The sequence below is a fragment of the Mycobacterium sp. JS623 genome, from assembly GCF_000328565.1.
GTDB lineage: Bacteria > Actinomycetota > Actinomycetes > Mycobacteriales > Mycobacteriaceae > Mycobacterium.
In genome coordinates this window covers 4,839,674-4,862,600 of sequence record NC_019966.1, presented here as the reverse complement: position 1 = coordinate 4,862,600, position 22,927 = coordinate 4,839,674, and the positions used below count along the sequence as shown (strand labels likewise).

The following is a 22,927-nucleotide window of genomic DNA, read 5'->3' as shown; positions in this document are numbered from 1 at the left end:
CCGGTTGACTGGGTGAACCGTTCCGAAGTGAAGCAATCGATGCATAATCGATGCAAAATGGGGTACAACTGACTACTACGTCGCGAGATTTGGCTTTTCCCCGACGGGGTACAGCAACGCCATCGATGCAGGAGAGAGGTGCCGCTTGACGGCTATCGACGGACGCGCGCGCATGCCCGCATCGACCTTGCAGCGGGCCACCGCTGGATCCCGGTCCCATCCGGAGTTGTGTGGCGATCGTTGGCGCAGGACCACGCGAGGCGCCGTGCAGGCGATCATCGAGGACTTCGTCACCACGCGATGCGCACCCCAGCTGCACACCGCAGGTATCGGCATCGCTTCTGAGGTGCTTCGCGACTTCGTCACAGGCGGCAAGTGCGTGCGGTCGACTTTCATGTACCTGGGTTGGTTGTGCGGGGCCGACGAGGATGACGCCGCGCTGCGGGCCGCCGCCGGCCTCGAGCTGCTGCACGCATTCGCGCTGCTGCAGGACGACGTGATGGACGGTTCGGTACTGCGCCGTGGTCGGCCGTCAGGCCACGTCGCGTTCGCCGGATGGCACCGTCACCTGGGGCTCTCGGGTTCGCCCGACCGGTTCGGTGATTCCGCCGCCGTCCTTCTCGGCGACATGTGCTTGGTCTGGGCCGCCCAGATGATGCGCGAAAGCGGTGTCCCCGCGGCTTCACTGGACCGGGTCTGGCCCCGATACGATGCGATGCGGACGGAACTCGCGGTCGGGCAGTTCGCCGATCTGATCAACGATGCCCGCGTCTTTCCGACCTTGGACAAGGTGCTCGACGTGTCGCGGCGCAAGTCCGGCAACTACACCGTCAAGCGGCCGCTCGAAATGGGCGCCGCGATGGCCGGCTGCGGCGAGCATGTCATGACCATGCTCGCCGAGTACGGCGATGCGATCGGCGAAGCGTTCCAGATGCGGGACGACGTGTTGGGAATCTTCGGATCGCCTGCCCTAACCGGAAAGCCCGCCGGCAGCGATCTCGCCGAACGCAAGGCCACCACAGTCGTCGCCGCCGCCTACCATCTCGCCAACCCGAGCCTGCGCAGGCAGCTGCGCGAGATGATGAGCGCCGACCACCTCGACGACAACGACGTCCGCCGATGGGCGGCGTTGATCCAAGCCACCGGGGCGGTCGATTGGATTGAACGACTGATCGATTCGCGGCTCACCCTCGCCTTGAATTTGGTCAGTGACTGTGATGTCCGCCCCGCCGTCCAAACCGCCCTGGCGGATATGGCGGAAGCGTGCGCCGAGCGGACGGCGTGACGGACATGCGAACCATCGGGAAGAACGCCAACCGGGTCGTCGTGGTGGGCGCCGGGCTGTCCGGATTGTCCGCGGCGCTGCACCTCGCCGGTCGCGGCAGGGACGTCACTGTCGTTGAACGGGCACCGCATCCGGGCGGCCGCGTCGGCCGGCTCGACATCGATGGTTACTTCATCGACACCGGCCCGACAGTGCTGACGATGCCCGACATCATCGACGACGCCTTCGCCGCCGTCGGCGAAACGCTATCCGACCGGCTTGATTTGATGCGCGTCGAACCTGCCTATCGCGCTTCGTTCGCCGACGGCAGCGCGTTGAACGTGCACAGTGGCCGCGACGCGATGGCCGCAGAGATCGAGCGATTCGCGGGCCGTAAACAGGCGGATGGCTATCTGCAGCTGAGGGATTGGCTGACCAGACTCTATGAGGTCGAGTTCGAGGGGTTCATCGCCGCGAATTTCGACTCGCCACTGTCTCTGCTCACTCCACAGCTCGCTCGACTCGCCGCCATGGGGGGCTTCCGACGCTGGGATCGGGTGGTTCGCCAATTCATCAGCGATGAGCGACTGCAGCGGGTGTTCACCTTCCAGGCCCTCTACGCAGGGGTGCCACCCGAACGGGCCTTGGCGGTCTACGCGGTCATCGCCTACATGGACACGATTTCCGGGGTGTACTTCCCCCGCGGCGGCATGCGCGCGCTTCCTGACGCGCTCGCCGCGGCTGCCACCCACGCCGGCGTCGAATTCCGCTATGGCGCAGCCGTTTCCAGATTAGAGCGAAGTGCAGCGCAAATCACGGCTGTGCACAGTGACAACGGGGACCGGATTCCGGCCGACGCGGTGGTATTGACAACCGAGCTTCCCGACACCTATCGACTGTTGGGCCGAACACCGCGCAGGCTGCTGCCGCTGCGTCCGGCGCCGTCTGCCGTTGTCGCACACGTGGGTTGCCGCGCCGTTGGCGACGACATCGGCCACCACAACATCGTGTTCGGTGAGGCGTGGCAGCAGACCTTTCGCGACATCATCGACGACGGGCAGTTGATGGCCGATCCGTCGCTGTTGGTCACCCGACCAACGGCTGGTGACCCCCGGTTGGCTCCAGCGGGCCGTGACCTGCTCTACGTCCTGGCCCCGACGCCGAATATCGCTGTCGGCAAGGTTGATTGGGCCAGCAGGGGAGCGGACTACGCCGAGCAGATGCTGCAGGCGGTTCACGACCGGTTGCCTGCGCTCGGCGTCGACGCCGAGGTGCTGCACGTCGACGATCCTGCCGCGTGGGCGCGGCAGGGAATGGTGGCAGGCACACCATTCGCGTTGGCGCACACTTTCGGCCAGACCGGCCCATTTCGGCCGGCCAACACGGTGCGCGGCATCGACAACGTGGTCCTCGCCGGATCGTCGACCGTGCCGGGAGTCGGGGTGCCTACTGCCCTGCTTTCGGGTCGCTTGGCCGCCGATCGAATTACCGGCGCGGTTTCACGGCAGCGTCGTCAACGCCGTCCTAGGGTGGTGCAAACATGATCAGTTCAGAACTCCACGCAGCCGGTGTCCGAGATCCCGCGCTGCGCAACGCCTATCGTCGTTGCCGCACGCTCAACTCGCAGCACGGGCGCACCTTCTTTCTGGCTACCCGACTGCTCGCGCCCGAGCAGCGCCCTGCTGTGCATGCCCTGTACGGCTTCGCCAGACGCGCGGACGACATCCTCGATGACTTCGATCCGGCGTTGCAGACAGCCGACCGGGAGCACGAGCTGCAATGCCTGGCGACACAGCTCTTCAACCGGATGGTGGAGGGCGCCGCCGACGGTGGCGATCCCGCGCTGGCTGCGGTGGTCGACACCGCACACAAGTACGGGATCCGCTGGGAGTTGTTCGACGACTTCCTCGCTTCGATGCGAATGGATCTCACCACCACCGACTACGCCGACCGTGCGGCACTGAACCGCTACATGTACGGCTCGGCAGAAGTGATCGGCTTGCAGATGCTGCCCGTCCTCGGCACGGTATGCGAGCGCGAGGAAGCCGCGCCGTACGCCGCCGCATTGGGAAAAGCCTTCCAGCTCACCAACTTTCTCCGCGACATAGGCGAAGACCTGGAGCGGGGACGGATTTACCTGCCCGCCGACGAGCTCGCTGTTCATCAGGTGAACCGTGACGTGTTGATGTGGTGTCACACCCATCAGCGCACCGATGCCCGGGTCCGCAGAGCACTGATAGAACAGCACGCGGAAACCCGGCGTATCTACGACTATGCACGCCAAGGCATTCCGCTGCTGCACCCGCGGTCGAGGCCGTGCATCGCCGCGGCGTTCACCTTGTATTCGGAGATACTGGATCGCATCGAAGCACTCGACTTCGCCGTGTTCAATCAGCGCGCCGCCGTGGGGATGGGCAGGCGACTGCAGGTCGCCGGTGCCGGCCTGACCAGAGCGTGGGTTGCCCGGTCCTGGGGCGCACGAGGGGCGTGACGATGAGTCACTGGCAGTATCTGTTCGTTCTCGCAGCATGTTTGGCGATCACGCTGCCGCTGGAGCTTCTGGGCCCCGGCGTATACCGGCAGCCGTGGCGGACCGCCTGCGCGGTAATCCCCGTCGCCGTGGTTTTCGTGATCTGGGACGCGATCGCCATCGCGGCGGGCATCTGGACCTACAACCCGCTCTACGTCAGCGGCATCGAGGTTTTCGGGCGGATACCCATCGAGGAATTGTTGTTCTTCGTCGTGATCCCGCTGTGCGGACTACTGACCTACAACGCCGTCGAGGCGATTCTGAAGCGATTGCGGCGGTCCCGGTCAGAACCTGCGCGGGCGCCATGATCGGCCTCGGCTACACCGTGCCGGCCGTGATTGCGGTCGTCGCGGTGTGCGTACTGGAGTTCGCGGTGTTGCGCACCGGCCTGTTTCGTCGTGCTGCGTACTGGATCTCGATGGTGATCGTGCTGGGATTTCAGATTCCGGTCGACGGCTGGCTGACCAAACTCCACGCCCCGATCGTCGTCTACAACGAGCGTCACACCGCAGGCGTGCGGTTTCCGTTCGACATCCCCGTCGAAGACTTCCTGTTTGGCTGGGCGATGGTGACCGCTGTGCTGCTGCTGTGGGAACGCCTGCGGCACCGCGACCGCGAAAGGCCGGTTTCATGACTCTGTCGTACGGCGATATCCCGGACGCGTTCGACGTCGGCGCGCCTGCGTACGACAAACTCGTCGGCACCAACCCCGGATACCACAGCCATCTGCGGCTTTCGGTGCAGCGGATGCGATTGCCGGGTGACGGCGCGGGGCTACGTCTGCTCGACGCGGGGTGCGGCACAGGCGCATCCACGGCTGCACTGGTCGCTGTCGCACCGAAGGCCGAGATCGTTGCCGTCGACGCGTCGAGTGGCATGTTGGCGCAGGCGACTGCCAAACGCTGGCCGACCTCGGTGCGGTTCGTGGAAAGCCGGATAGAAGACCTCACCGACGCAGGAGTGTGCGGGCCGTTCGACGGCATTCTGGCTGCCTATCTCATCCGTAACGTCGAGGACAAGGACGGCCAGCTGCGGAGGTTTGGCGCCTTGTTACGGCCCGGGGGAACGCTCGCCGTTCACGAGTACTCGGTGCGCGATTCGCGGCTCGCCACGATCGTGTGGAACGCCGTATGCGCGACGATCATCATTCCCAGCGGCCGCGTGCGCAGTGGTGACGTGGCGCTGTACCGATACCTCAGGCGAAGCGTCAACCGGTTCGACGGCGCAGCCGCGTTCCGAGACAGACTGCGCGCCAACGGCTTCACCTCGGTGCGGAGTGAAACGATGCCCGGCTGGCAGCGCAACGTCGTGCACACCTTCTTAGGGCAGGCGCCACGATGACCGATCCGCGACGCGTGACGCTGGCCGCCCGCCAAGGCGTTCCTGATGCCGCGGCGCTACCCAGCAGGCCACACGTGGTGGTCATCGGCGGAGGCATCGCCGGGCTGGCGGCCGCGACGGGATTGGCAGAACGCGGCGTCACGGTCGACGTTGTCGAGCAGCGTCCGTACCTCGGCGGCCGGGTCGGTGGCTGGACAGAGACCTTGCCTGCGGGCACCGATGTGGCGATGAACCGCGGGTTTCACGCGTTTTTCCGCCAGTACTACAACTTGCGGAACCTGTTGCGCCGCGTGGACTCAGACCTGTCGATGTTGACGCCGGTGGATGACTATCCCCTGATCGACGCGGCAGGCCGGCTGGACACTTTTCGCGGGCTGCCGCTGGCGCCACCGCTCAACGCGTTGGCATTTGCGCTACGCAGTCCGACATTTCGGCTGCGCGATCTCGTGCGGCTCAACGCCCGCGCTGCCGGTCCGCTTGCCGCGGTGTCGGTGCCCGACATCTACCACCGGCTCGACCACATCGATGCCGATTCGTTCCTTCGTGACATCAACTTCCCAGAAGCGGCACGGCATCTGGCGTTCGAAGTGTTCTCGCGCAGCTTTTTCGCCGAACCGGCCGATCTGTCGGCAGCAGAACTTGCGGCGATGTTCCACATCTACTTCCTGGGCTCCAGTGAGGGCCTGCTCTTCGATGTCGCCAACGCCAATTTCGATGTCGCCCTGTGGAATCCGCTGCGGCGCTATCTGGAGTCGCTCGGCGTTAGGTTCCTGACAGGCACGGCCGTGCGGGAGGTATGCGCCCAAGGACCGATGGTGGTGCACTGTGAGTCCTCGAAACGGCTCGATGCCGACGGTGTGGTGCTGGCGACTGATGTCGCAGGCCTTCAGCGCATAGTGGAGAACTCACCCTCTCTCGGGGACGACGACTGGCGCAAGAGTGTGACGAAGCTGGGCACCGCGCCGCCCTTTGTGGTGCTTCGGTTGTGGCTTGATCGCAAAGTGAATCCCGACCGCGCACCGTTCGTGGGCACGGGCGGGCGGACTCCGTTGGACAACGTCAGCGTGCTGGAGCGCTACGAACGCGAAGCGAAAGCATGGTCTGAGCGCACCGGCGGGTCCGTCGTCGAACTGCACTCGTATGCGGTGACGGCCCACGCCGACGTGCGTGAGGAGTTGTTGGATCGGTTACGTGAGCTGTACCCGGAAACCAGGGCGGCCAGGATTGTCGGTGAGAAAGTGTTGTGCCACAACGATTGCCCGCGGTTTGCGCCGGGCGACTTCGAGGATCGTCCTGGTGTGGCCACGCCGAACCCCGCTGTGATGCTGGCCGGTGACGGCGTCCGCATCGACCTACCTGTCGCGTTGATGGAACGCGCCGCCACGACCGGTTGGGCGGCCGCCAACGGTCAACTGCAGCGATTCGGGATCCGGGGTCACCCGGTGCACACTGTGCCGAACGCCGGCCGGATAAGACTTCTGAGCCGGCTTGCCGACCGCGAAAGGCGATCACAACGATGAGCAGGTTCGCCGATCTCACCTCACGCCTGTCGAAAACGACGCCCTTTCAAATGCTTCCGGCCCTGCGCTGGTCGCAACAACGTCCGACCTATCTCGATGCGGCGCCTGCTGTCATCAATGCCGCGTTACGCCGCTCGCAACGCCGCCCAAGCGGCAACTGGTATGCGTTCGCCGCCAGTGATGCCATCAGGAAGCGACCGGTTGGCGGGTCCGTCGCCGGCGTTGAACTGGTCGCGTGGCGAGGTGAAGACGGTGCCGTGCATATCGGACCGGAGGCATGCCCACACCTTGGCGCCGACCTCACGACGGGGAGTGTCGACTGCGGCGCGCTGGTATGCCCGTGGCACGGGCTACGCCTGCACGGCGGATCCGAATTCGGTTGGCGGCCTTATCCGTCGCACGACGACGGCGTGCTGACCTGGGTGCGTCTGGACGGCATCGGCGGTGAGCCGCCCACGGAGCGCCCGGTGCTTTCCGAGCGGCCGCGCGGGGCTCAAATCGACGCAGTGGCGCGCCTGGTCGGTATCTGCGAGCCGCGCGACGTCATCGCCAACCGGATGGATCCCTGGCATGGATCATGGTTTCACCCGTACTCGTTTACTCGGCTCGACGTCCTCACCGCGCCGCCGGCTGACGACGATGTTCCAGAGGAGCTGGATCGTTTCCTGGTCGCGGTGACGTTTCGGATCGGCAGGGTGGGGGTGCCCGTCGTCGCCGAATTCACGAGTCCGGAACCGCGGACGATCGTGATGCGCATCGTCGACGGCGAGGGAACGGGCAGCGTGGTCGAAACGCACGCCACGCCAGTAGGTCCCGGAGCCGACGGATTGCCCCGCACCGCTGTTCTCGAGGCGGTCGTAGCGCACTCAGACAGGCCGGGTTTCGGCCACGCATTGCGTGGCGCACCCCTGATCAAGCTGGCGATGCGACGCGCTGCCACCCGGCTATGGCGCGACGACCTCGCCTATGCCGAACGGATCCATCGCCTGCGGCGGCGTCACTGATTCGGGCCACCAGCACCCTCGAGCAGTGGGATCTGCTCGGCCGCCCACGGGCTGATCGCCCAGCGCAGGCCAGCGGCCGTCCGCAATTCGGCCCCTGGCACCCAGGCGTGGTCCATGACCTCGTCGGGCACCGGGCGGACGGGCCCCGCCGCAGTGGTGCAGAACACCGGGCAGAGTTCGTTTTCGACCGTGCCGTCGGCGGCAACCGCGCGGTACCGATAGTCGGGCAGCACACATGTCAGTCCATCGATACTCAGGCCGAGTTCCTGGCGAGCCCGTCGGTGCACCGCGTCCATGACAGCTTCACCCGGAGCGGGATGGCCGCAGAACGAATTCGTCCACACCCCGGGCCATGTCCGCTTGCCGAGTGCCCGCCTGGTCATCAAGACGCGGCCGTCGGCGTCGAACACGTAGCAGGAGAAGCCCAGATGCAGAGGTGTCTTCTCGTGATGGACGGAGGCTTTGGCGGCGGTTCCAAGCTCTCGTCCATCGTCGTCGACGAGCACGACCAATTCGTCGGTGCCGGCTAGTGCGGTCTCAGGCATCTGCTACGGGTACCCAATCAATCGATGCGGAAACGATGCAACCCTGGGCAGTCTACTCGACCAGGGCCTGCAGCGCGGCCTGGAGGCTGTCTACCCGGACCGCCTTCTTTGGCAGCCGCGCCGACTGCCATCCGGGGCCGCCAACAAACAGCCGGGCATGAGCGGCGGCGACCGCCTTGGCCGTCGCAATATTGGCGGTGTCGGAGGATTGCGCCCACAACACCACGTTCGTCGGCCGAGGTGTGCGTTCAATGGCGTCGACGAGTGCGGCGGGCGGCACGTCGGCGCCCAGCATCAACGAGCCGTGGCCGTGGTCCCCGAGCGCCGCGCGGAGCGCCTCGATGGGCAGGGTGTGCGTCTCGCCTTCGCTGCACGCCAGGATGGTGGAAGCGGATTTGTCGGCAGCCGCGATGGGGACACGCTGCAACGACCGCGAGACCGCCCACGAAAGCGCGTGTTCGACATCGATGCATCCTTCGCCGTCGGCCTGTCGGGCTTCGATGGCCGAAAACACGGGCCGTATCAACAGATCCCACGTGTCAACGACGCCGTAGTGGCGCAGGTGGCCCTCCAGCTGTCGGCCTGCGCGGACGATGTCCAGATCGAAGGCAGCCACGAGCAGGTTTTCGGTATCGGCCCGGGGCGGAACAACCGCATCAAGCGCGGCGCGAGCAGCGCTACGGGGACTGGCGCCTTCGCCGATCAGGTGGTGCATCCGCTCGACCATCAAGATGTCGTTTTGGCTGTAGAGCCGGTGGCTGCCCGGGCTGTGATCGGGCGGCCCCACGCCGTATCGCTGATTCCAGCTGCGCAGGGTGGCGATCGGCACACCGATGCGTTCCGCGACCACACCGACGGTGTACTGCGGCAGGTCCGCGTCACGATCCTCGCGACGGCCCTTGCGTCTTGACGTCTGGTCCACTGTCCCTCCAACCCGACACAATAGAGCCAGGTTGCCTCCCAGCGATCGCTATCAATGCACAAACGATGCATTCGGTCCTGAAATGGGTATGTCGGCACTATGACTCAGATGGACACGGGGCAGCGCGTGCGCCCCGACGGGATGGACGATGCGACGGTCGAGGCGGTCGGTGCCGTCTCAGAGGCTCTGGAATGCGTAGAACGTGCGCGTGGTGAGCTGTACTCGTTTCATCAACTGATGGGCCATGCCGATCTGCTGTTGGGCGACGCATGCAACAAGCTCAGGAAAGCGGGGCATGCCGCGATCGCCGAGCGGCTCGAGGCGGAGGTTCTCGGCCGCAATGTCCTGTACGGCCGGTGGACATTCCAGATCGTCGAGGATTTCGACGACAACTACTGGTCGGTGTTCCGCGAGCACGAGCGCCAGGTCCGGGACGAACTTCAACAGGGAGTCAGGCACATCTTCGAAGCAGAGATGAAGGAACGCCGTCGCACCCATGGCAAGCCCGGTCACGAAAGCCGGCCCTGACGGGTATGACTAGCGCTCGGTGGCGCGCAAGCCCAGCGCGAGGACCAGGCGGTCGTCGGGGTCATCGAGCGACGTCGACAGCAGTTTCTCGATCCGGCGCACGCGATAGCGCACCGTGTTCGGATGCACGTGGAGTTGTTGTGCGACGGCCGCGATGTCACCGAACCCGTCCAGGTAGGCCTCCAATGTCTCAGCCAGCATCGGCTCTTGCTCGCGCAATTGCCGCACTCGAGGATCGACCAATCTCGGTTGGCCGGCCACCTGCGAGACGATCTCGTCGAGCAGCACGGTGGTGCGTGCCTCGTCGAGCGAGCTGACCTGTCCGATGGCGCCGGGGTGACGCTCGGCGCTGTCGAACACCCGGTCCACTTCGGCGCGTGCCCCCGCGGCTGCTGCCAGGCCCGTCAACGGTGCGGCGATCACCGCGCGCAATGTCAAGCCGAGTTCGCGCCGTAACGCGGCGACCACGCCGCGCACCCACGACGTCACCGAGGATGCGCCGCCCGTCTTGGGTAGCAGCACGTAGACCCGCTCGCCTGTCGACGCGACTTGGGCGTCGGCTCGAAAAGCACTGGCGCTCAACGCGATCACCTCCGCAGGCACTGAACTCTCGATGCCGACGAAGCCGATCAACGCCGCACGTCCGTCGACGGTGATGCCCAGCTCGCGCGCGATCGCGCCGATGTCGGCCTCCTCGGAGGTCAGCCCGAGCAACTCCTGCACGCGCATGGTATGTGTCGACGGCGTCGCCGCCAGCCGCGACATGATCCGCGCCGCGAGCACCGCGCCGCCGCGCAGGATGTCCTCGACGTCGTCGGCCAATGGCGCCGAACCCTGTTGCAGCCAAATGGTTCCCGCGTACCCGGGCCTTCTGCGTGAGTCGGTGGGGGGCAAATGGATGCCGACCGCCAGGCGCGGCCGCAACCCCAGCTCCGGACGTTCGGCCACGCGGACCACATCACCGCTGGCGCGCAACGCGTCGAAAATGCCCCACTGCCCAATCCATTCCAGGTGTTCGGGCGGGCCCGCGCGGCCCAGGATCGTCAGCCTGCGTAGCTCGTCGGCTTCGTCGCTGGACGCCGAGTACGCCAGCATGTGCGAGTCCGCGTCCTCGATGCTGATCATCCCGCGCGTGCGGTCGGCGATCGACTGCGCGAGACCGAACAGGTCGGTGCCGGAGTCATACAGCGGATCGCTGCGGTCGCCGTGGTGCTCGAAGGCATGGTTGACGAGTTTGTAGAGCAGCTCCCAGCGCGCCTGCGGTTCCACGGCCACCACCGCGATGCCGAGCGCAACCGCACGCTTGATCGCGGCCGCTGACGGCTCCTTGACGAAGATGGCGGCCGGCTGCCGGAGCCGCTCCGGCGGCGACATCGGGCCGGAGCCCGGGCTTCCGATTTGTTCTGCGATCCAGCGCACCGCCTCGTCGTCCGAAACGCCGAGCAGGAAGAACAGATCCGCCGAACCAGGGCCGACCGCGAGGCCGAGCCGGACGTCGTCGGCGTCGACGAGCGCCACCGAACCCACCGGCATATCCAGGCCGCGCGGCGCCTCGACCAGCGTCACCATCGTGCGATCGAGCGCCAGCAGGAGCTGGCCGAGACCCAACCCGGTGCTCTGCACAGCCATGCCGCACTCCTTTGTCCGATTCGACTATAGATCGCTGACGCTGTTGTCGGATCGGCCATGTGTTGCGCGTCGCATTCCGGGGATCCTTGCTGCATGGACGCCATCACCGACGTGCCCTTCCCGGCCAACGAGCCGATCCACGAGTACGCACCAGGTTCGGGTGATCGCACCCGGCTCACCGAACAGCTTCGAGCGCTAGCCGCCGATCCGATCGACCTGCCGCACGTCATCGGCGGCAGACACCGCATGGGCGGCGGCCACCGCTTCGACGTGGTCCAGCCGCATCGGCACGGCGCGCGACTGGGCACCTTCACCAACGCCGAGCACTCCGACGCATCCGCCGCGATCGAGGCAGCGATTGCCGCCAAGGCGGACTGGGAGGCCACCCCGTTCGACGAGCGGGCCGCGGTGTTCCTGCGCGCCGCCGACCTGATGGCCGGACCGTGGCGAGAGAAGATCGCCGCGGCCACCATGCTTGGTCAGTCCAAGACCGCCTATCAGGCCGAGATCGACTCGCCGTGCGAGCTTGTCGACTTCTGGCGGTTCAACGTCGCATTCGCGCGGCAGATCCTGGCGCAGCAGCCGATCAGCAGCCGCGGCGTTTGGAACCGCACTGACTACCGGCCGCTCGAGGGCTTCGTCTACGCGATCACTCCGTTCAACTTCACCGCGATCGCGGGCAACCTGCCGACGGCCCCCGCGTTGATGGGCAACACGGTGGTGTGGAAGCCGTCACCGACGCAGACGTTCGCCGCTTACCTGACCATGCAGCTCCTCGAGGCGGCCGGCTTGCCGCCAGGTGTGATCAATCTGCTGGCCGGTGACGGCATCGCGGTTTCCGATGTGGCCCTTGCGGATCCGCGGCTGGCCGGGATCCACTTCACGGGGTCGACGGGAACGTTCCAGCACCTCTGGCGCGTCGTCGGTGCGAACATCGATAGCTACCACACCTATCCGCGGCTCGTCGGCGAGACCGGCGGCAAGGACTTCGTGGTCGCGCACGCGTCGGCGCGGCCGGATGTGCTGCGCACGGCGCTGATTCGCGGCGCGTTCGACTACCAGGGGCAGAAATGCTCGGCGGCGTCGCGCGCGTTCATCCCTCGTTCGGTGTGGCAGCAGATGGGCGACGACTTCCTTTCGGCCACCGAGGCATTGCGCTACGGCGACGTCACCGACTTGACCAATTACGGCGGCGCCGTGATCGACGAGCGGGCATTCGCGAAGAACGTCAAGGCGATCGAACGGGCGAAGAGGGCGGCCAACGTGACGATCGCCGTCGGCGGCGAATATGACGACAGCGAAGGCTATTTCGTGAGGCCGACCGTGCTGCTGTCCGACGACCCGACCGACGAGTCGTTCTGCACCGAATACTTCGGGCCGATCCTGGCGGTGCATGTGTACGCCGACGACGAGTACGACCGGATTCTCGACGTCGTGGACACCGGTGCCAAGTACGCGTTGACGGGCGCGGTGATCGCCGACGATCGGTCTGCGGTGTTGACCGCCGAGAAGCGGCTGCGCCATACGGCAGGCAACTTCTACGTCAACGACAAGCCGACAGGAGCCGTCGTCGGACAGCAGCCGTTCGGCGGTTCGCGGGCGTCGGGCACCAACGACAAGGCCGGTTCGGCGCTGAACCTGCTGCGCTGGACGTCGGCCCGCTCGATCAAGGAGACGTTCGTCCCGCCGACCAACCACACCTACCCGCATATGGAGAGCGAATGATGTCCGAGCTTTTCCACCGGGTCGCGCGCCCGGCGATCCTGGCCGCCAGCCGGCGGGACGGCTTGCGGCGCACCGCCGAGCGGCTGCCTGTCACACGCGATGTAGTGCATCGGTTCGTACCGGGTGAAACCGTGGCCGATGCGATGAACTCCGTTGAGCAACTGCGGCATTCGGGACGGTTGGTCAGCATCGACTACCTCGGCGAAGACGTCACCGACGTCGAAACGGCGAACGCGACGGTCGACGCCTACCTGGGCCTGCTCGACGCGCTCGGCACACGCAGCGAGGCTTCCGGGCGATTGCGCCCACTCGAGGTGTCGCTGAAGTTGTCGGCGCTGGGGCAGGCACTACCGCGCGACGGCGAGAAGGTCGCGCTGGAGAATGCGCACACGATCTGCGAGCGTGCACAGAAGCTTGGCGTGTGGGTGACGGTGGACGCCGAGGATCACACGAGCACCGATTCGACACTGTCGATCGTGCGTGACCTGCGCACCGAGTTCGACTGGCTGGGCGCGGTTTTGCAGGCCTACCTGAAGCGCACCGAGGACGACTGCCGCGATTTCGCGGCGTCGGGAGCCCGGATCCGGTTGTGCAAGGGTGCCTACGACGAGCCCTCGTCGGTGGCCTACCGCGCCGGCGAGGACGTCACCGAGTCGTACTTGCGGTGTCTCGAGGTGTTGATGGCGGGGTCCGGCTACCCGATGGTGGCGTCCCACGATCCGCAGATCATCGAGGCGGTGCCTGCGCTGGCTCGCGAGAATGGCCGCGGGGTAGACGATTTCGAATACCAGATGCTGTACGGCATCCGCGATGCCGAGCAGCGACGGCTGGCCGACGAGGGTAACCACGTCCGCGTCTATGTTCCGTTCGGCACGCAGTGGTATGGGTACTTCGTCCGGCGGTTGGCCGAGCGGCCCGCGAACCTGACGTTCTTCCTGCGGGCGCTCGCGGAGCGCAGGCACTAGGGCATCGAGACTGCGCACAGATCGCGAATTCCTCCGGAATCGCGATCTCTCCGCAGTTTCGGCGAGGCACTAGCCAGCCAGCGGGAACGAACCGTGTTCGTGGGTGACGATCCAGCGGCCGTCACGCTTGCGCAGGCCGAAGGTCATCCGCAGCCGATTGTCCGGGTTCTTCTCGAAGTCCTCCGGTTCACCGCAGCGCGCCAGTGCGTACGCGAACGCCACGTCCGAACCCGCCGTCACATCCAGCTCGGTGATTTCGAAGACTGCACCCTGGCGCTGCCACTCGAAGAAGTCCGGCCAGGTGTCCCGATAGGCGTCGATGCCGCGGACACCGTCGTATGGTGGCGGCACGTCGAATTGGACGATGCCTGGATCATGGTCGGCAAGAACGGTTTCGAGGTCGCCGGTGTGTCCAGCGTCGGCCCAGCGGAGAATGAGTTGGCGGACGGCTTCCTCATCAGTCATCGGCGTTGCGTTTCCTCACTTTCGGCGGTGCCGCCGGATGACACGAGGACGTAGCCGGCGCTGGCGAACAATACGGGCATCATCGCCAGCATCCCCAAGATCATGGTCATCGTGTCACCCCTTTCTGCGGCGTCACCACTGGTTAGTGGTTTCAACGAGGTAGACCCTCGGGTGGTTCAAAACTCATCGCGATAGATCAAATCTGGTCGCGCCACCTGGTTCGGCGGTGCCGAACGCGAACACGGTGTCGGGTGTGATTCTGTAGACATGCCACGGCGGCGGTCCCGCCGACGGCGCGCTGTATTCGGCGGTAAGGGCGTCGCCGGCTACTTGCGCCGGCCAGCCGACGCGGTTGTATTCGTCTGCGACAGAACGCAGTTCGTCAGCATCGGTGACGAGTGCGGCGCTGCCCTCGATGACGAGGTCGAATGGTTGAGTCGCGATGCTGATGACACACCGGGGGTCGGCGTCGATGTTGCGCGACTTGCGAGTACCGGGTCCGGACGTGAAGTAGCGGACGCCGTCGAGCTGGATGACGCCGACAGGCGTGACATGCGGCGCGCCGTCGGGATTGATCGTGGTCAGCCAGGCCGTGTGTCGGTTCGGGCCGCCGGTATCCGGGGCCTGCGTGATGTCGGAGTTCAGGACCTCCTGTACCCGCTCCCACTCGATGGGCGGGGTGCCGTAGCAGTCGAGGTTTTTCGCGTTAGTCTTCATGCCCATATAGACCGAGCGCGCGGCGAGAACTCATTGCCTACCGCTCTGACAGCAACAGCAACGCCCACGCGGCGATGGTTTGTGCATCGGTGATTTCGCCCTCGCGGATCATCCGTTCCAGCTGATCGCGGGAGAACCACTCGCTGTGCATGTCCTGCTCTTCGTGCTCACGGTCGTGGGCGCCCTCGGTGAGTCCCGTCGCGAGGAAGACCCGCCCGCGCTGACTGCTCATGCCCGGCGCGGCGTCGAGCATGCCCAGGAACTCCATCGACGCGGCGCGCAATCCCGTCTCTTCGCGCAGCTCGCGGTGGGCCAGCTCGATTGGATCCGCCTCCTCGCGATCAGGCGCGGTGCCCTGCGGAAACTCCCAGCGCCGCATGCCCAGCGGATACCGGAACTGCTCGACCAGGTGGAAGCGATCCCCGTCTTGCGCGATCACCAGCGCGTACGTCGGTTTTTCGATCACCGAATAGATGCCGTCGGTGCCGTCAGGTCGCCGGATCCGGTCTTCGCGCAGGGACAGCCAGTTGTTCCGGTACACCTCGCGCGAGGCCACTCGATGGATCTGATTCACCGGCCCAGTATCGCCGAGCGGCGAATGGGTAACCTCACGTCGTGCTCCTAGCCTCCATGGACCCCGCGACTGTCGCTGGCGGCGCCGACATCGATGACGCGGTCCGCATCGACGGCACCACGCTCAGCCGCAGCGATCTCGTCGGTGCCTCAACGTCGGTGGCTGAGCGGGTGGGTGCCGCCGATCGGGTTGCCGTGCTGGCGACTCCGACTGCGGCGACGGTGTTGGCTGTCGCCGGCTGCTTGATCGCGGGTGTTCCCGTCGTCCCCGTGCCCGCCGACGTCGGCGCGGCCGAGCGTCGACACATCCTGACCGACTCCGGCGCGCAGGCATGGCTGGGGGAGAAGCCAGACGAGACCGAAGGTCTGCCGCATATTCCGGTGCGCCTGCACGCCCGGTCATGGCACCGCTACCCGGAGCCGCATCCGGATGCGACCGCGTTGATCATCTACACCTCTGGCACCACCGGTCCGCCCAAGGGCGTGGTGGTGAGCAGGCGCGCGGTCGCTGCGGACATCGACATGCTTGCCGAGGCGTGGCAGTGGACGCCGGCCGACACTCTGGTGCACGGGCTGCCGCTGTATCACGTGCACGGCCTGGTTCTCGGACTGCTCGGGTCGCTGCGGATCGGAAATCGCTTCGTGCACACCGGAAAACCCACGCCCGACGCATATGCGGCTGCCGGTGGCTCGATGTACTTTGGCGTACCGACGGTGTGGACGCGAGTCGTCGGCGATGAATCTGCGGCGCGGGCTCTGTCGTCGGCGCGGCTGCTTGTTTCGGGCAGCGCCCCCCTTCCGGTCCCGGTATTCGACAAGCTCGCGGAGCTAACCGGGCACAGACCGTTGGAACGCTATGGCGCCACTGAGTCGCTGATCACGTTGTCCACCCGCTTCGACGGCGAGCGCAGGCCCGGATCGGTGGGACTGCCGTTGATCGGCGTGCAGACGCGCCTGGTGGATGACGACGGGGACACCGTGGCACACGACGGCGAAACCATTGGGCGCCTGCAGGTTCAGAGCCCGACGATTTTCGATGGTTACCTCAATAGGCCGGACGCGACGGCCGAGGCATTCGACGGCGACTGGTACCGCACCGGCGACGTCGCGGTGATCGACGACTCCGGCATGCATCGCATCGTCGGCCGTGAATCCGTCGACTTGATCAAGACCGGCGGCTTTCGCGTTGGCGCGGGCGAGATCGAAGCCGTGTTGCTCGGCCACGCCGGCGTCGACGAGGTGGCCGTTATCGGCGCACCGGACGACGATCTCGGCCAGCGCATCGTCGCGTTCATCGTCGGTGATGCCGACCCCCAAGCTCTGATCGGTTATGTCGCCCAACAACTTTCGGTGCACAAGCGCCCCCGCGAGGTGCGAAAGGTGGACAGTTTGCCGCGCAACGCAATGGGCAAGGTGTTGAAGAAGGAGTTGACCGAATGGGTCTGACGTTCGACGAAATCTGCATCGACGCCCATGACGCCAACGCCCTGGGTGCGTGGTGGTCGGAAGTGCTGGGCTGGCAGCAGCACGTCGACAAGGATGGTGATGTGGTGCTCGAGGCCCCGCCCGGTGCCGGACCCAACTGGCTCTTTCTCGCGGTGCCCGACGAAAAGGTGGTCAAGAACCGCATTCACCTCGACTTCCGGCCCGACGATCAGCAGGCCGAGGTCGACCGCGTGATCGGTTTGGGCGCACGGCATGTCGACATCGGCCAGGGCAAGCAGTCGTGGGTGGTGCTGGCCGACCCGGAGGGCAACGAGTTTTGCATCCTCGCGCCCCACACTTGATGTCCTCACTACCGCGAGCGTGCGTGTCTGCGCGCCGACACGCCGCATTTAACGTACATTTTGCGCACGCTCGCGGTCTGTTGAGTGCGACGGCGTTGCTCATCAGCGGGTGCGCCGCCGCCGTGCCGATCGAACCCATCGCCACCACCGAGCCGACCGCTGCTCCGGCACCGCTCACCATCGGCCCCGCAGCCACCGATACCTACGGCGGATGGATTCCAGACGGCCAGACGCTCAGCCCTTTCGACACGTCGAATCCAGCGGTGGGGCAACTCGATCCAGCTCTGCTGAAGGCTGTTCAGGACGCGGCCGACGCCGCAAAGCAGCAGGGAGTGGACCTGCGGATCAATTCGGGTTGGCGGTCGACGGGCTTTCAGCAACGATTGTTCGACAACGCAGTCCGGGGCTACGGCAGCGTTGACATCGCTCGGCAGTTCGTGGCATCGCCTGACGTGTCGAAACATGTTGTGGGCCAAGCGGTCGACATCGCTCCCGTCGACGCCGACAATTGGTTGATTCGCAACGGCGCCCAGTTCGGCCTCTGCCAGATTTACGCAAACGAGCTGTGGCACTTCGAGCTGGCCGTCGACCCGCAGGGCAACTGCCCGCCCTTGCGGCCGAACGCTGCTGGTTAAGCCTTCGCTGGAAATGCCTTGCGGGACAGTATGACTAACGCTAGACCAACCCCGATCAGCAATGCGCCAACCCACGGTAACGACGACAGGCCTGCCACTTGAAGTAGACCGGCGCCGATCGCCGAGCCACCGGCGATGCCTGCGTTGGCCGTCGCGTTCACCCATGCGCCCGCCAACTCCGGCGAAACCGCGTGCGTGCGCACCGCACACGCCTGGTATATCGACGGCAACCCACCAAACGCACCGTTCCAGACGGCCGTCGCAACGATCACCGCGACCAGCGACGGCCACGTGCTGCCGAGTACGACGACTGCGCCGATCACTATCGTCAGCACCACCACGGCGGCTCGTCTGGGTCTTTGGTCGAGATGCCTGCCGACCCACCACAAAGAAATCAGCCCACATGCGCCGCACGCCAACAGAATCGGCCCGACGAATGCGGGACTGACTCCGCTAGACAGCAACAGCACGCTGACGAAGGTGTACACCGTGAACTGCCCGAGAAATGCGAACAGATTCGACGCGGATACCGCCGTGAGCGCGCGGCGGCCCGCGCGGATGGAACCGCCCGCTGCCGGCTCGTGACCCACGCTCGGCAGCAATCTGCTCACGAGCATGAACGTCAGGATCGACAGCGCAGCCAACATGCTGAACGACACTCGCCAGCCGGCCGCGGTGCCCACCGATGTCGCCAACGGCACACCTAGCACCATGCCCGCGGACGCACCGCCACCTGCCAGCGCGAGCGCCCGGCCGACTTGCGCGCGCGACACCAGTCGGGGCGCATAGCCGATCATCAACGAGAAGAACAGCGCGTGGGTTGTACCCCCGATCGCCCGCCCGATTGCGACCACGATGAACACCGGTGCCGCGGCGACGAGCGCGTTGCTCAGCGCATAACCCAGCAGTGTCGTCAGCAGCAGCGGCTTGCGGCCGAAGCGGGCCGTCGCCAACGTCAGTGGCACTGCAAGCGCTGCGACCATGACCGCGTACAGGCTCACCAGCAGGCCGGTGACGGAATCGGACACCCTGAAATTGGCGCCGACGTCCGGTAGCAGCCCCACCATCGACACCTCGGTCGTCACTGCGAGGAACGACGCCAACGCGAGGGACAGCAGTCCCGGCAGGCTTTCGCGAAGGCCCTCCGTCGGAACGCGCTCGGCGGTTAGCGTCATGGCGCCGAATATACTCGGCAGTCGAGTATATTCAAGTGGAATACTACCGGCGATGGCACAGGAGCAGCGGCAAGCCGCACATGCGCGCTGGTTGAGCGCCGCTCAACTGATCGGCGTGGTGCGATCCGAGCCGGGCATCACCCGAGCGGCCGCGGCGCAGCGCCTCGGCATCGGCAGCGGCGGGGCCACCGAGCTGCTCGCACGGATGCGCCAAGCGCGACTGCTCGACGAAAGCCCGGCGCCTGCGCGGGGCCGCGGCAGACCGACCACGGTGATGGGCCCGCACGTCGAGGGGCCGGTCGTGCTCGCGGTCGACTTGCGCGCCGCGGATTGGCGGCTGGCCGTTGCGGGTCTGGACGGTGTGCCGCAGGTCGTCGGGCAGGCCGGTTATGTGGGCGGGGATTTCGACGCCGTGCTCGCGCCTATCGCAACCGAGATCGCGGCGATCTACCGGCGAAAGTCAAAGCGGCTGAGGGCAATAGCGGTTTCGGCCGCAGGGCCCATCAGCGGAGCCAAGCTCGGACAGTTCACCCCGCGGGGATGGAATGACGTCGACCTTTCCGTGCTGACCAAGAAGGTCCCCGCGCGCGCCGGTATCGAACTGCTATTGGGTAACGACGCGACGCTGGCGGGATTGGCCGAAGTACGCACCGGCGCAGCCCGTTCGGCCGCCACCGCGCTGTATCTGATGGTCGCCGAAGGCATCGGCGGCACGCTGGTGGTCAATGGCGAGCCGCTCGTCGGCTTGCACGGTGCAGCGGGTGAATACGGCCACGTCCCGTTCGGCGACCCCAAGCTGGTCTGTCCGTGTGGTGCGCGAGGCTGCTGGGATCTCACTGTCGACGGACGTGCCCTTGCCAGATACCTCGGCGACCCGCCACCCGACGATGCGGTCGCATACGTTCACGAATTGATCGGCCGGCCAACTCGAGACAAGAAGACCCAGAAGGCTTTTGAGGCTGTGGCAGCGTCACTGGGCGGGGGTATCGCGGCTTTCGTCAATGTGCATGATCCTGAGGTCGTCACCCTGGGTGGTGTTGCGGCCATACTGCGCGCCGCAGCGCCGGACGCCTTCGACGATGCATACCGCGGCGGTCTGATGGCTTTCCGTAAGAGCTCTCCGCCGCCGGTGCGCGACGCCAAGCACGGCGAGGACGGCCCGCTACACGGTGCCGTCGCGCTGGCGCTGGACCACATCACCACTGCGGCAGGACTGGCGGAATGGGTGGGCCTGCACCGTGGTTAATTGCGGACGACCTTCTCGATCAGATCTGCGGCCAGCACACGTCCGGGCGAGACCTGCAATCGCTTGGACGCGGCGGCGAGGCGTTTGGCCAACTGCTGATCGTTGCCGAGTCGGTCGATAGTACCGTGCAGTTCGTCATCGGTGAACTCGTAGGTGGAAAGCCGTACACCGTAACCACATTCGTCGATCCGCTGCGCGTTGTCGTACTGATCCCAGAACAGCGGCAACACGATCGTCGGAACCCCGAACGTGAACGCTTCTCCCACCGTGTTGTTGCCGCCGTGCGTGATCATCACGTCGCACTGCGGCACGATCGCGGTCTGCGGAACGAACTGCTCACCCCACATCCGGTCGCCGAGTGTGAGCTGATCATGCAGCGGACCCATCGAGACGATCACCCGGTGCGGGGTCCGATCAAGCGAGTCGATCGCCCGCTGCATCAACGGCACGTCCATGCAGCCGAGGCTGCCAAGCGACAGGTACACCAGCTTGCCGTCGCTGCCGACCTTCTCGGCGACATCGAAGGCACCATCGGAGTTGCGGGTCGCAGTGTCGATGCGATGCCACGTCGAACCGAGTGGGCGTGACCGCTGGTAGTCGAGCTCGGCCGGATACATGTAGAGGTTGAGATACGGTGACTCGTACTGTTCGCCGTCCGGCAACGGCGGCGCGCCGCACTGCTGGTGAAACGCCGACGCCCGCTCGACAAGCGGATCCGTCAACCTTCGATACTCCACCCAGAACTCGTCCCACCCGCGTCGGTCGCGTGTCGGGTAACCGGAGAACACCGGCGGGATGTCGGGGTCGGTGACCTCGAGCGGATTGGCCGACACCACACGAATCCACGGACAGCCGGCCAGCGACACGGACGGGAAGCTGGCGACGCAGTCGTGCACGATGGCGTCGGGCTGCAGTTCGTTCCAGATTTCGGTGAGCCTGTCGTGCGAATACTCGGCGCCGTCGACGAATTCGGCCCAGATGGGCGCGGTCACCGTCTCCAGCTGTTCGATGGTCGGCCTGCGAAACTGCGGTGAGGTCTCGCGGACGAACTCGGCCCAGCCTCCGCCGACGGCCTCTTCGCCACCGGGCGGCGCAGCCATCCGCATCAGCCGCTCTTCGAAGCCACGTGCAGCGAGCTCACCTTCGAATGATTCTTCGACGACGAAGACCGTGCGGATACCCCGCTCCTGCAGGTGATTCCCGAGGGCAACGAGGTTGTTGGTCGGCCCCCACGCGCCGGGTTCGGGAAACAGTGCGACGGTCGGCTGGTTCATGATCGAAACTTACGCCCGTCATCGCACGTTCGGTGCGTGACGAGCGTGCGCAAAATGCACGCAAATTGCGGCGTGTCGGGGCGCAGACACGCACGCTCGCGGTAGTTAGTTCTGGTGCAGGGCTTCGTTCAGCGTGATGCCGGTGCCGTCGCGCTTGACGACCTCGACCGCACCGGACAGCGAGTTGCGCCGGAACAGCAGGTTGCTGGCGCCGGACAGCTCGAGGGCCTTGACGGTCTCGCCGTCGGCGGTGACCACCTTGGTCCCGGCGGTGACGTACAGGCCGGCCTCGACGACGCAGTCGTCGCCAAGCGATATGCCGAGCCCGGCGTTGGCGCCGAGCAGACAACGCTCGCCGATCGAGTTCACCTCGGTGCCGCCGCCTGACAGCGTGCCCATGATCGACGCGCCGCCGCCGACGTCCGAGCCGTCGCCGACCACCACGCCCGCCGAGATGCGGCCCTCGACCATCGAGCTGCCCAGCGTGCCGGCATTGAAGTTGACGAAGCCCTCGTGCATGACCGTCGTGCCCGGCGCCAGGTGCGCACCCAGCCGGACCCTGTCGGCGTCGGCGATCCTTACGCCGGAGGGCACCACGTAGTCGACCATCCGCGGGAACTTGTCGATGCCGTAGACGGTCACCCGACCGCGGCGGCGTAGCCGGGCCCGCACCACCTCGAAGCCCTCGACCGCACAGGGGCCGTAGTTGGTCCACACGACGTTGGTCAGCACGCCGAAAAATCCATCGGCGTTCAGCCCGTGGGGGGCGACCAGCCGGTGCGAAAGCAGGTGCAACCGCAGATAGGCGTCGTAGGCATCGGTGGCCTTGTCGTCCAGCGACGCGATCGTCGTGCGCACCACCACTGTCTCGACACCACGGTCCTCGTCGGGGCCGGCCAGCTCCGCAAGCTCCGGCGGCACCTCGGCGACCGACAGGCGCACGGTGCCCGCCGGGCCGTCGGCGCCGAGTTCGGGCGAAGGAAACCAGGTGTCGAGGACGGAACCGTCGGCGGCGATGGTCGCCAGGCCGACGCCTGCTGCAGATGTCACGTCGCCAAAGGCTACTCGACTAACCTCGAACG

The 22,927-nt window shown here is 66.0% G+C and carries 24 protein-coding genes; 15 read left to right on the top strand and 9 right to left on the bottom strand.

The window, feature by feature from the left end:
- Positions 1-172: 172 nt before the first annotated feature.
- The 8 genes from MYCSM_RS23715 to MYCSM_RS23680 are packed head-to-tail and all read left to right on the top strand — an operon-like array spanning position 173 to position 7,659.
- Complete coding sequence (locus MYCSM_RS23715) at positions 173-1,285, top strand: polyprenyl synthetase family protein (RefSeq protein WP_015308709.1); 1,113 nt, start codon at positions 173-175, stop codon at positions 1,283-1,285.
- Entirely contained in the window at positions 1,282-2,808 is a 1,527-nt protein-coding gene (crtI, locus tag MYCSM_RS23710; RefSeq protein WP_335337497.1) for a phytoene desaturase family protein, read from the top strand. The genes MYCSM_RS23715 and crtI overlap by 4 nt, the downstream gene beginning before the upstream one ends.
- Entirely contained in the window at positions 2,805-3,755 is a 951-nt protein-coding gene (locus MYCSM_RS23705; protein WP_015308707.1) for a phytoene/squalene synthase family protein, read from the top strand. The genes crtI and MYCSM_RS23705 overlap by 4 nt, the downstream gene beginning before the upstream one ends.
- Before the next feature lie 2 nt (positions 3,756-3,757).
- Positions 3,758-4,102: a lycopene cyclase domain-containing protein gene (locus MYCSM_RS23700; RefSeq protein ID WP_015308706.1), complete on the top strand. Its 345-nt coding sequence runs from the start codon at positions 3,758-3,760 to the stop codon at positions 4,100-4,102.
- Positions 4,099-4,428: a lycopene cyclase domain-containing protein gene (locus tag MYCSM_RS23695; RefSeq protein ID WP_015308705.1), complete on the top strand. Its 330-nt coding sequence runs from the start codon at positions 4,099-4,101 to the stop codon at positions 4,426-4,428. The genes MYCSM_RS23700 and MYCSM_RS23695 overlap by 4 nt, the downstream gene beginning before the upstream one ends.
- A complete protein-coding gene (locus MYCSM_RS23690; protein WP_015308704.1) occupies positions 4,425-5,135 on the top strand; it encodes a class I SAM-dependent methyltransferase in 711 nt (236 codons plus the stop codon). Before MYCSM_RS23695 ends, MYCSM_RS23690 begins: the two co-directional genes overlap by 4 nt.
- On the top strand, positions 5,132-6,655 hold the full coding sequence (locus tag MYCSM_RS23685; protein ID WP_015308703.1) for an FAD-dependent oxidoreductase: 1,524 nt from the start codon (positions 5,132-5,134) through the stop codon (positions 6,653-6,655). The genes MYCSM_RS23690 and MYCSM_RS23685 overlap by 4 nt, the downstream gene beginning before the upstream one ends.
- Positions 6,652-7,659 (top strand): DUF5914 domain-containing protein, encoded by a 1,008-nt coding sequence (locus MYCSM_RS23680; RefSeq protein ID WP_015308702.1) that lies wholly within the window; start codon positions 6,652-6,654, stop codon positions 7,657-7,659. The genes MYCSM_RS23685 and MYCSM_RS23680 overlap by 4 nt, the downstream gene beginning before the upstream one ends.
- On the opposite strand, the gene idi is transcribed toward MYCSM_RS23680, so the two are convergent.
- Both idi and MYCSM_RS23670 read right to left on the bottom strand, forming a co-directional pair.
- Entirely contained in the window at positions 7,653-8,204 is a 552-nt protein-coding gene (gene idi, locus MYCSM_RS23675; protein WP_015308701.1) for an isopentenyl-diphosphate Delta-isomerase, read from the bottom strand. The genes MYCSM_RS23680 and idi overlap by 7 nt on opposite strands.
- Positions 8,205-8,256: 52 nt before the next feature.
- Entirely contained in the window at positions 8,257-9,126 is an 870-nt protein-coding gene (locus MYCSM_RS23670; protein ID WP_015308700.1) for a MerR family transcriptional regulator, read from the bottom strand.
- A 99-nt stretch (positions 9,127-9,225) separates the two neighbouring features.
- Here MYCSM_RS23670 and MYCSM_RS23665 point away from each other — a divergent pair, with 99 nt between their 5' ends.
- Positions 9,226-9,654, top strand: a complete 429-nt coding sequence (locus tag MYCSM_RS23665; RefSeq protein ID WP_015308699.1) for a hypothetical protein — start codon at positions 9,226-9,228, stop codon at positions 9,652-9,654.
- A gap of 9 nt (positions 9,655-9,663) precedes the next feature.
- Here MYCSM_RS23665 and MYCSM_RS23660 read toward each other — a convergent pair whose 3' ends face one another.
- Positions 9,664-11,283, bottom strand: a complete 1,620-nt coding sequence (locus MYCSM_RS23660; protein WP_015308698.1) for a PucR family transcriptional regulator — start codon at positions 11,281-11,283, stop codon at positions 9,664-9,666.
- A 93-nt stretch (positions 11,284-11,376) separates the two neighbouring features.
- On the opposite strand from MYCSM_RS23660, the gene pruA reads away from it, so the two are divergent.
- Both pruA and MYCSM_RS23650 read left to right on the top strand, forming a co-directional pair.
- Positions 11,377-13,008, top strand: coding sequence for an L-glutamate gamma-semialdehyde dehydrogenase (pruA, locus tag MYCSM_RS23655; protein WP_015308697.1), 1,632 nt, complete (start codon positions 11,377-11,379; stop codon positions 13,006-13,008).
- A complete protein-coding gene (locus tag MYCSM_RS23650) occupies positions 13,008-13,973 on the top strand; it encodes a proline dehydrogenase family protein (protein ID WP_041314786.1) in 966 nt (321 codons plus the stop codon). The genes pruA and MYCSM_RS23650 overlap by 1 nt, the downstream gene beginning before the upstream one ends.
- A 69-nt stretch (positions 13,974-14,042) precedes the next feature.
- On the opposite strand, the gene MYCSM_RS23645 is transcribed toward MYCSM_RS23650, so the two are convergent.
- The 3 genes from MYCSM_RS23645 to MYCSM_RS23635 all read right to left on the bottom strand — a co-directional run bounded on the left by MYCSM_RS23645 (position 14,043) and on the right by MYCSM_RS23635 (position 15,729).
- Entirely contained in the window at positions 14,043-14,438 is a 396-nt protein-coding gene (locus MYCSM_RS23645) for a YybH family protein (protein WP_015308695.1), read from the bottom strand.
- A gap of 183 nt (positions 14,439-14,621) precedes the next feature.
- Positions 14,622-15,155 carry a pyridoxamine 5'-phosphate oxidase family protein gene (locus MYCSM_RS23640; RefSeq protein ID WP_157681386.1) on the bottom strand — a complete coding sequence of 178 codons (534 nt, stop codon included), beginning with the start codon at positions 15,153-15,155 and terminating at the stop codon, positions 14,622-14,624.
- 37 nt (positions 15,156-15,192) lie between these two features.
- A complete protein-coding gene (locus MYCSM_RS23635; protein ID WP_015308692.1) occupies positions 15,193-15,729 on the bottom strand; it encodes an NUDIX domain-containing protein in 537 nt (178 codons plus the stop codon).
- Positions 15,730-15,770: 41 nt separating this feature from the next.
- On the opposite strand from MYCSM_RS23635, the gene MYCSM_RS23630 reads away from it, so the two are divergent.
- Genes MYCSM_RS23630 through MYCSM_RS23620 form a run of 3 tightly spaced genes read left to right on the top strand, consistent with a single transcriptional unit; the run spans position 15,771 to position 18,150 of the window.
- Positions 15,771-17,174, top strand: coding sequence for an acyl-CoA synthetase (locus MYCSM_RS23630; protein ID WP_041312588.1), 1,404 nt, complete (start codon positions 15,771-15,773; stop codon positions 17,172-17,174).
- Positions 17,165-17,515 (top strand): VOC family protein, encoded by a 351-nt coding sequence (locus MYCSM_RS23625; RefSeq protein WP_015308690.1) that lies wholly within the window; start codon positions 17,165-17,167, stop codon positions 17,513-17,515. Before MYCSM_RS23630 ends, MYCSM_RS23625 begins: the two co-directional genes overlap by 10 nt.
- Entirely contained in the window at positions 17,515-18,150 is a 636-nt protein-coding gene (locus tag MYCSM_RS23620; protein WP_015308689.1) for a M15 family metallopeptidase, read from the top strand. Before MYCSM_RS23625 ends, MYCSM_RS23620 begins: the two co-directional genes overlap by 1 nt.
- Here MYCSM_RS23620 and MYCSM_RS23615 read toward each other — a convergent pair.
- A complete protein-coding gene (locus MYCSM_RS23615; protein WP_015308688.1) occupies positions 18,147-19,325 on the bottom strand; it encodes an MFS transporter in 1,179 nt (392 codons plus the stop codon). The two genes, MYCSM_RS23620 and MYCSM_RS23615, sit on opposite strands and share 4 nt — an antisense overlap.
- A gap of 52 nt (positions 19,326-19,377) precedes the next feature.
- Here MYCSM_RS23615 and MYCSM_RS23610 point away from each other — a divergent pair, with 52 nt between their 5' ends.
- Positions 19,378-20,571 (top strand): ROK family transcriptional regulator, encoded by a 1,194-nt coding sequence (locus tag MYCSM_RS23610; RefSeq protein ID WP_015308687.1) that lies wholly within the window; start codon positions 19,378-19,380, stop codon positions 20,569-20,571.
- Here MYCSM_RS23610 and MYCSM_RS23605 read toward each other — a convergent pair.
- Together MYCSM_RS23605 and dapD are read right to left on the bottom strand one after the other, a co-directional pair.
- Positions 20,568-21,845, bottom strand: coding sequence for a nucleotide disphospho-sugar-binding domain-containing protein (locus tag MYCSM_RS23605; protein ID WP_015308686.1), 1,278 nt, complete (start codon positions 21,843-21,845; stop codon positions 20,568-20,570). The genes MYCSM_RS23610 and MYCSM_RS23605 overlap by 4 nt on opposite strands.
- A 105-nt stretch (positions 21,846-21,950) precedes the next feature.
- The gene (gene dapD, locus MYCSM_RS23600; protein ID WP_015308685.1) at positions 21,951-22,895 is read right to left on the bottom strand and encodes a 2,3,4,5-tetrahydropyridine-2,6-dicarboxylate N-succinyltransferase; all 945 of its coding nucleotides are present in this window, start codon (positions 22,893-22,895) and stop codon (positions 21,951-21,953) included.
- Between the last annotated feature and the right edge of the window lie 32 nt (positions 22,896-22,927).

Coding starts and splice junctions, on each gene's coding strand:
- MYCSM_RS23665 (WP_015308699.1), top strand. CDS start 9,226: ATGACTCAGATGGACACGGGGCAGCGCGTGCGCCCCGACGGGATGGAC.
- MYCSM_RS23705 (WP_015308707.1), top strand. CDS start 2,805: ATGATCAGTTCAGAACTCCACGCAGCCGGTGTCCGAGATCCCGCGCTG.
- MYCSM_RS23615 (WP_015308688.1), bottom strand. CDS start 19,325: ATGACGCTAACCGCCGAGCGCGTTCCGACGGAGGGCCTTCGCGAAAGC.
- MYCSM_RS23690 (WP_015308704.1), top strand. CDS start 4,425: ATGACTCTGTCGTACGGCGATATCCCGGACGCGTTCGACGTCGGCGCG.
- pruA (WP_015308697.1), top strand. CDS start 11,377: ATGGACGCCATCACCGACGTGCCCTTCCCGGCCAACGAGCCGATCCAC.
- MYCSM_RS23660 (WP_015308698.1), bottom strand. CDS start 11,283: ATGGCTGTGCAGAGCACCGGGTTGGGTCTCGGCCAGCTCCTGCTGGCG.
- MYCSM_RS23610 (WP_015308687.1), top strand. CDS start 19,378: ATGGCACAGGAGCAGCGGCAAGCCGCACATGCGCGCTGGTTGAGCGCC.
- MYCSM_RS23605 (WP_015308686.1), bottom strand. CDS start 21,845: ATGAACCAGCCGACCGTCGCACTGTTTCCCGAACCCGGCGCGTGGGGG.
- MYCSM_RS23620 (WP_015308689.1), top strand. CDS start 17,515: ATGTCCTCACTACCGCGAGCGTGCGTGTCTGCGCGCCGACACGCCGCA.
- MYCSM_RS23700 (WP_015308706.1), top strand. CDS start 3,758: ATGAGTCACTGGCAGTATCTGTTCGTTCTCGCAGCATGTTTGGCGATC.
- MYCSM_RS23695 (WP_015308705.1), top strand. CDS start 4,099: ATGATCGGCCTCGGCTACACCGTGCCGGCCGTGATTGCGGTCGTCGCG.
- MYCSM_RS23685 (WP_015308703.1), top strand. CDS start 5,132: ATGACCGATCCGCGACGCGTGACGCTGGCCGCCCGCCAAGGCGTTCCT.
- MYCSM_RS23650 (WP_041314786.1), top strand. CDS start 13,008: ATGTCCGAGCTTTTCCACCGGGTCGCGCGCCCGGCGATCCTGGCCGCC.
- MYCSM_RS23640 (WP_157681386.1), bottom strand. CDS start 15,155: ATGAAGACTAACGCGAAAAACCTCGACTGCTACGGCACCCCGCCCATC.
- MYCSM_RS23680 (WP_015308702.1), top strand. CDS start 6,652: ATGAGCAGGTTCGCCGATCTCACCTCACGCCTGTCGAAAACGACGCCC.
- MYCSM_RS23625 (WP_015308690.1), top strand. CDS start 17,165: ATGGGTCTGACGTTCGACGAAATCTGCATCGACGCCCATGACGCCAAC.
- idi (WP_015308701.1), bottom strand. CDS start 8,204: ATGCCTGAGACCGCACTAGCCGGCACCGACGAATTGGTCGTGCTCGTC.
- MYCSM_RS23715 (WP_015308709.1), top strand. CDS start 173: ATGCCCGCATCGACCTTGCAGCGGGCCACCGCTGGATCCCGGTCCCAT.
- MYCSM_RS23645 (WP_015308695.1), bottom strand. CDS start 14,438: ATGACTGATGAGGAAGCCGTCCGCCAACTCATTCTCCGCTGGGCCGAC.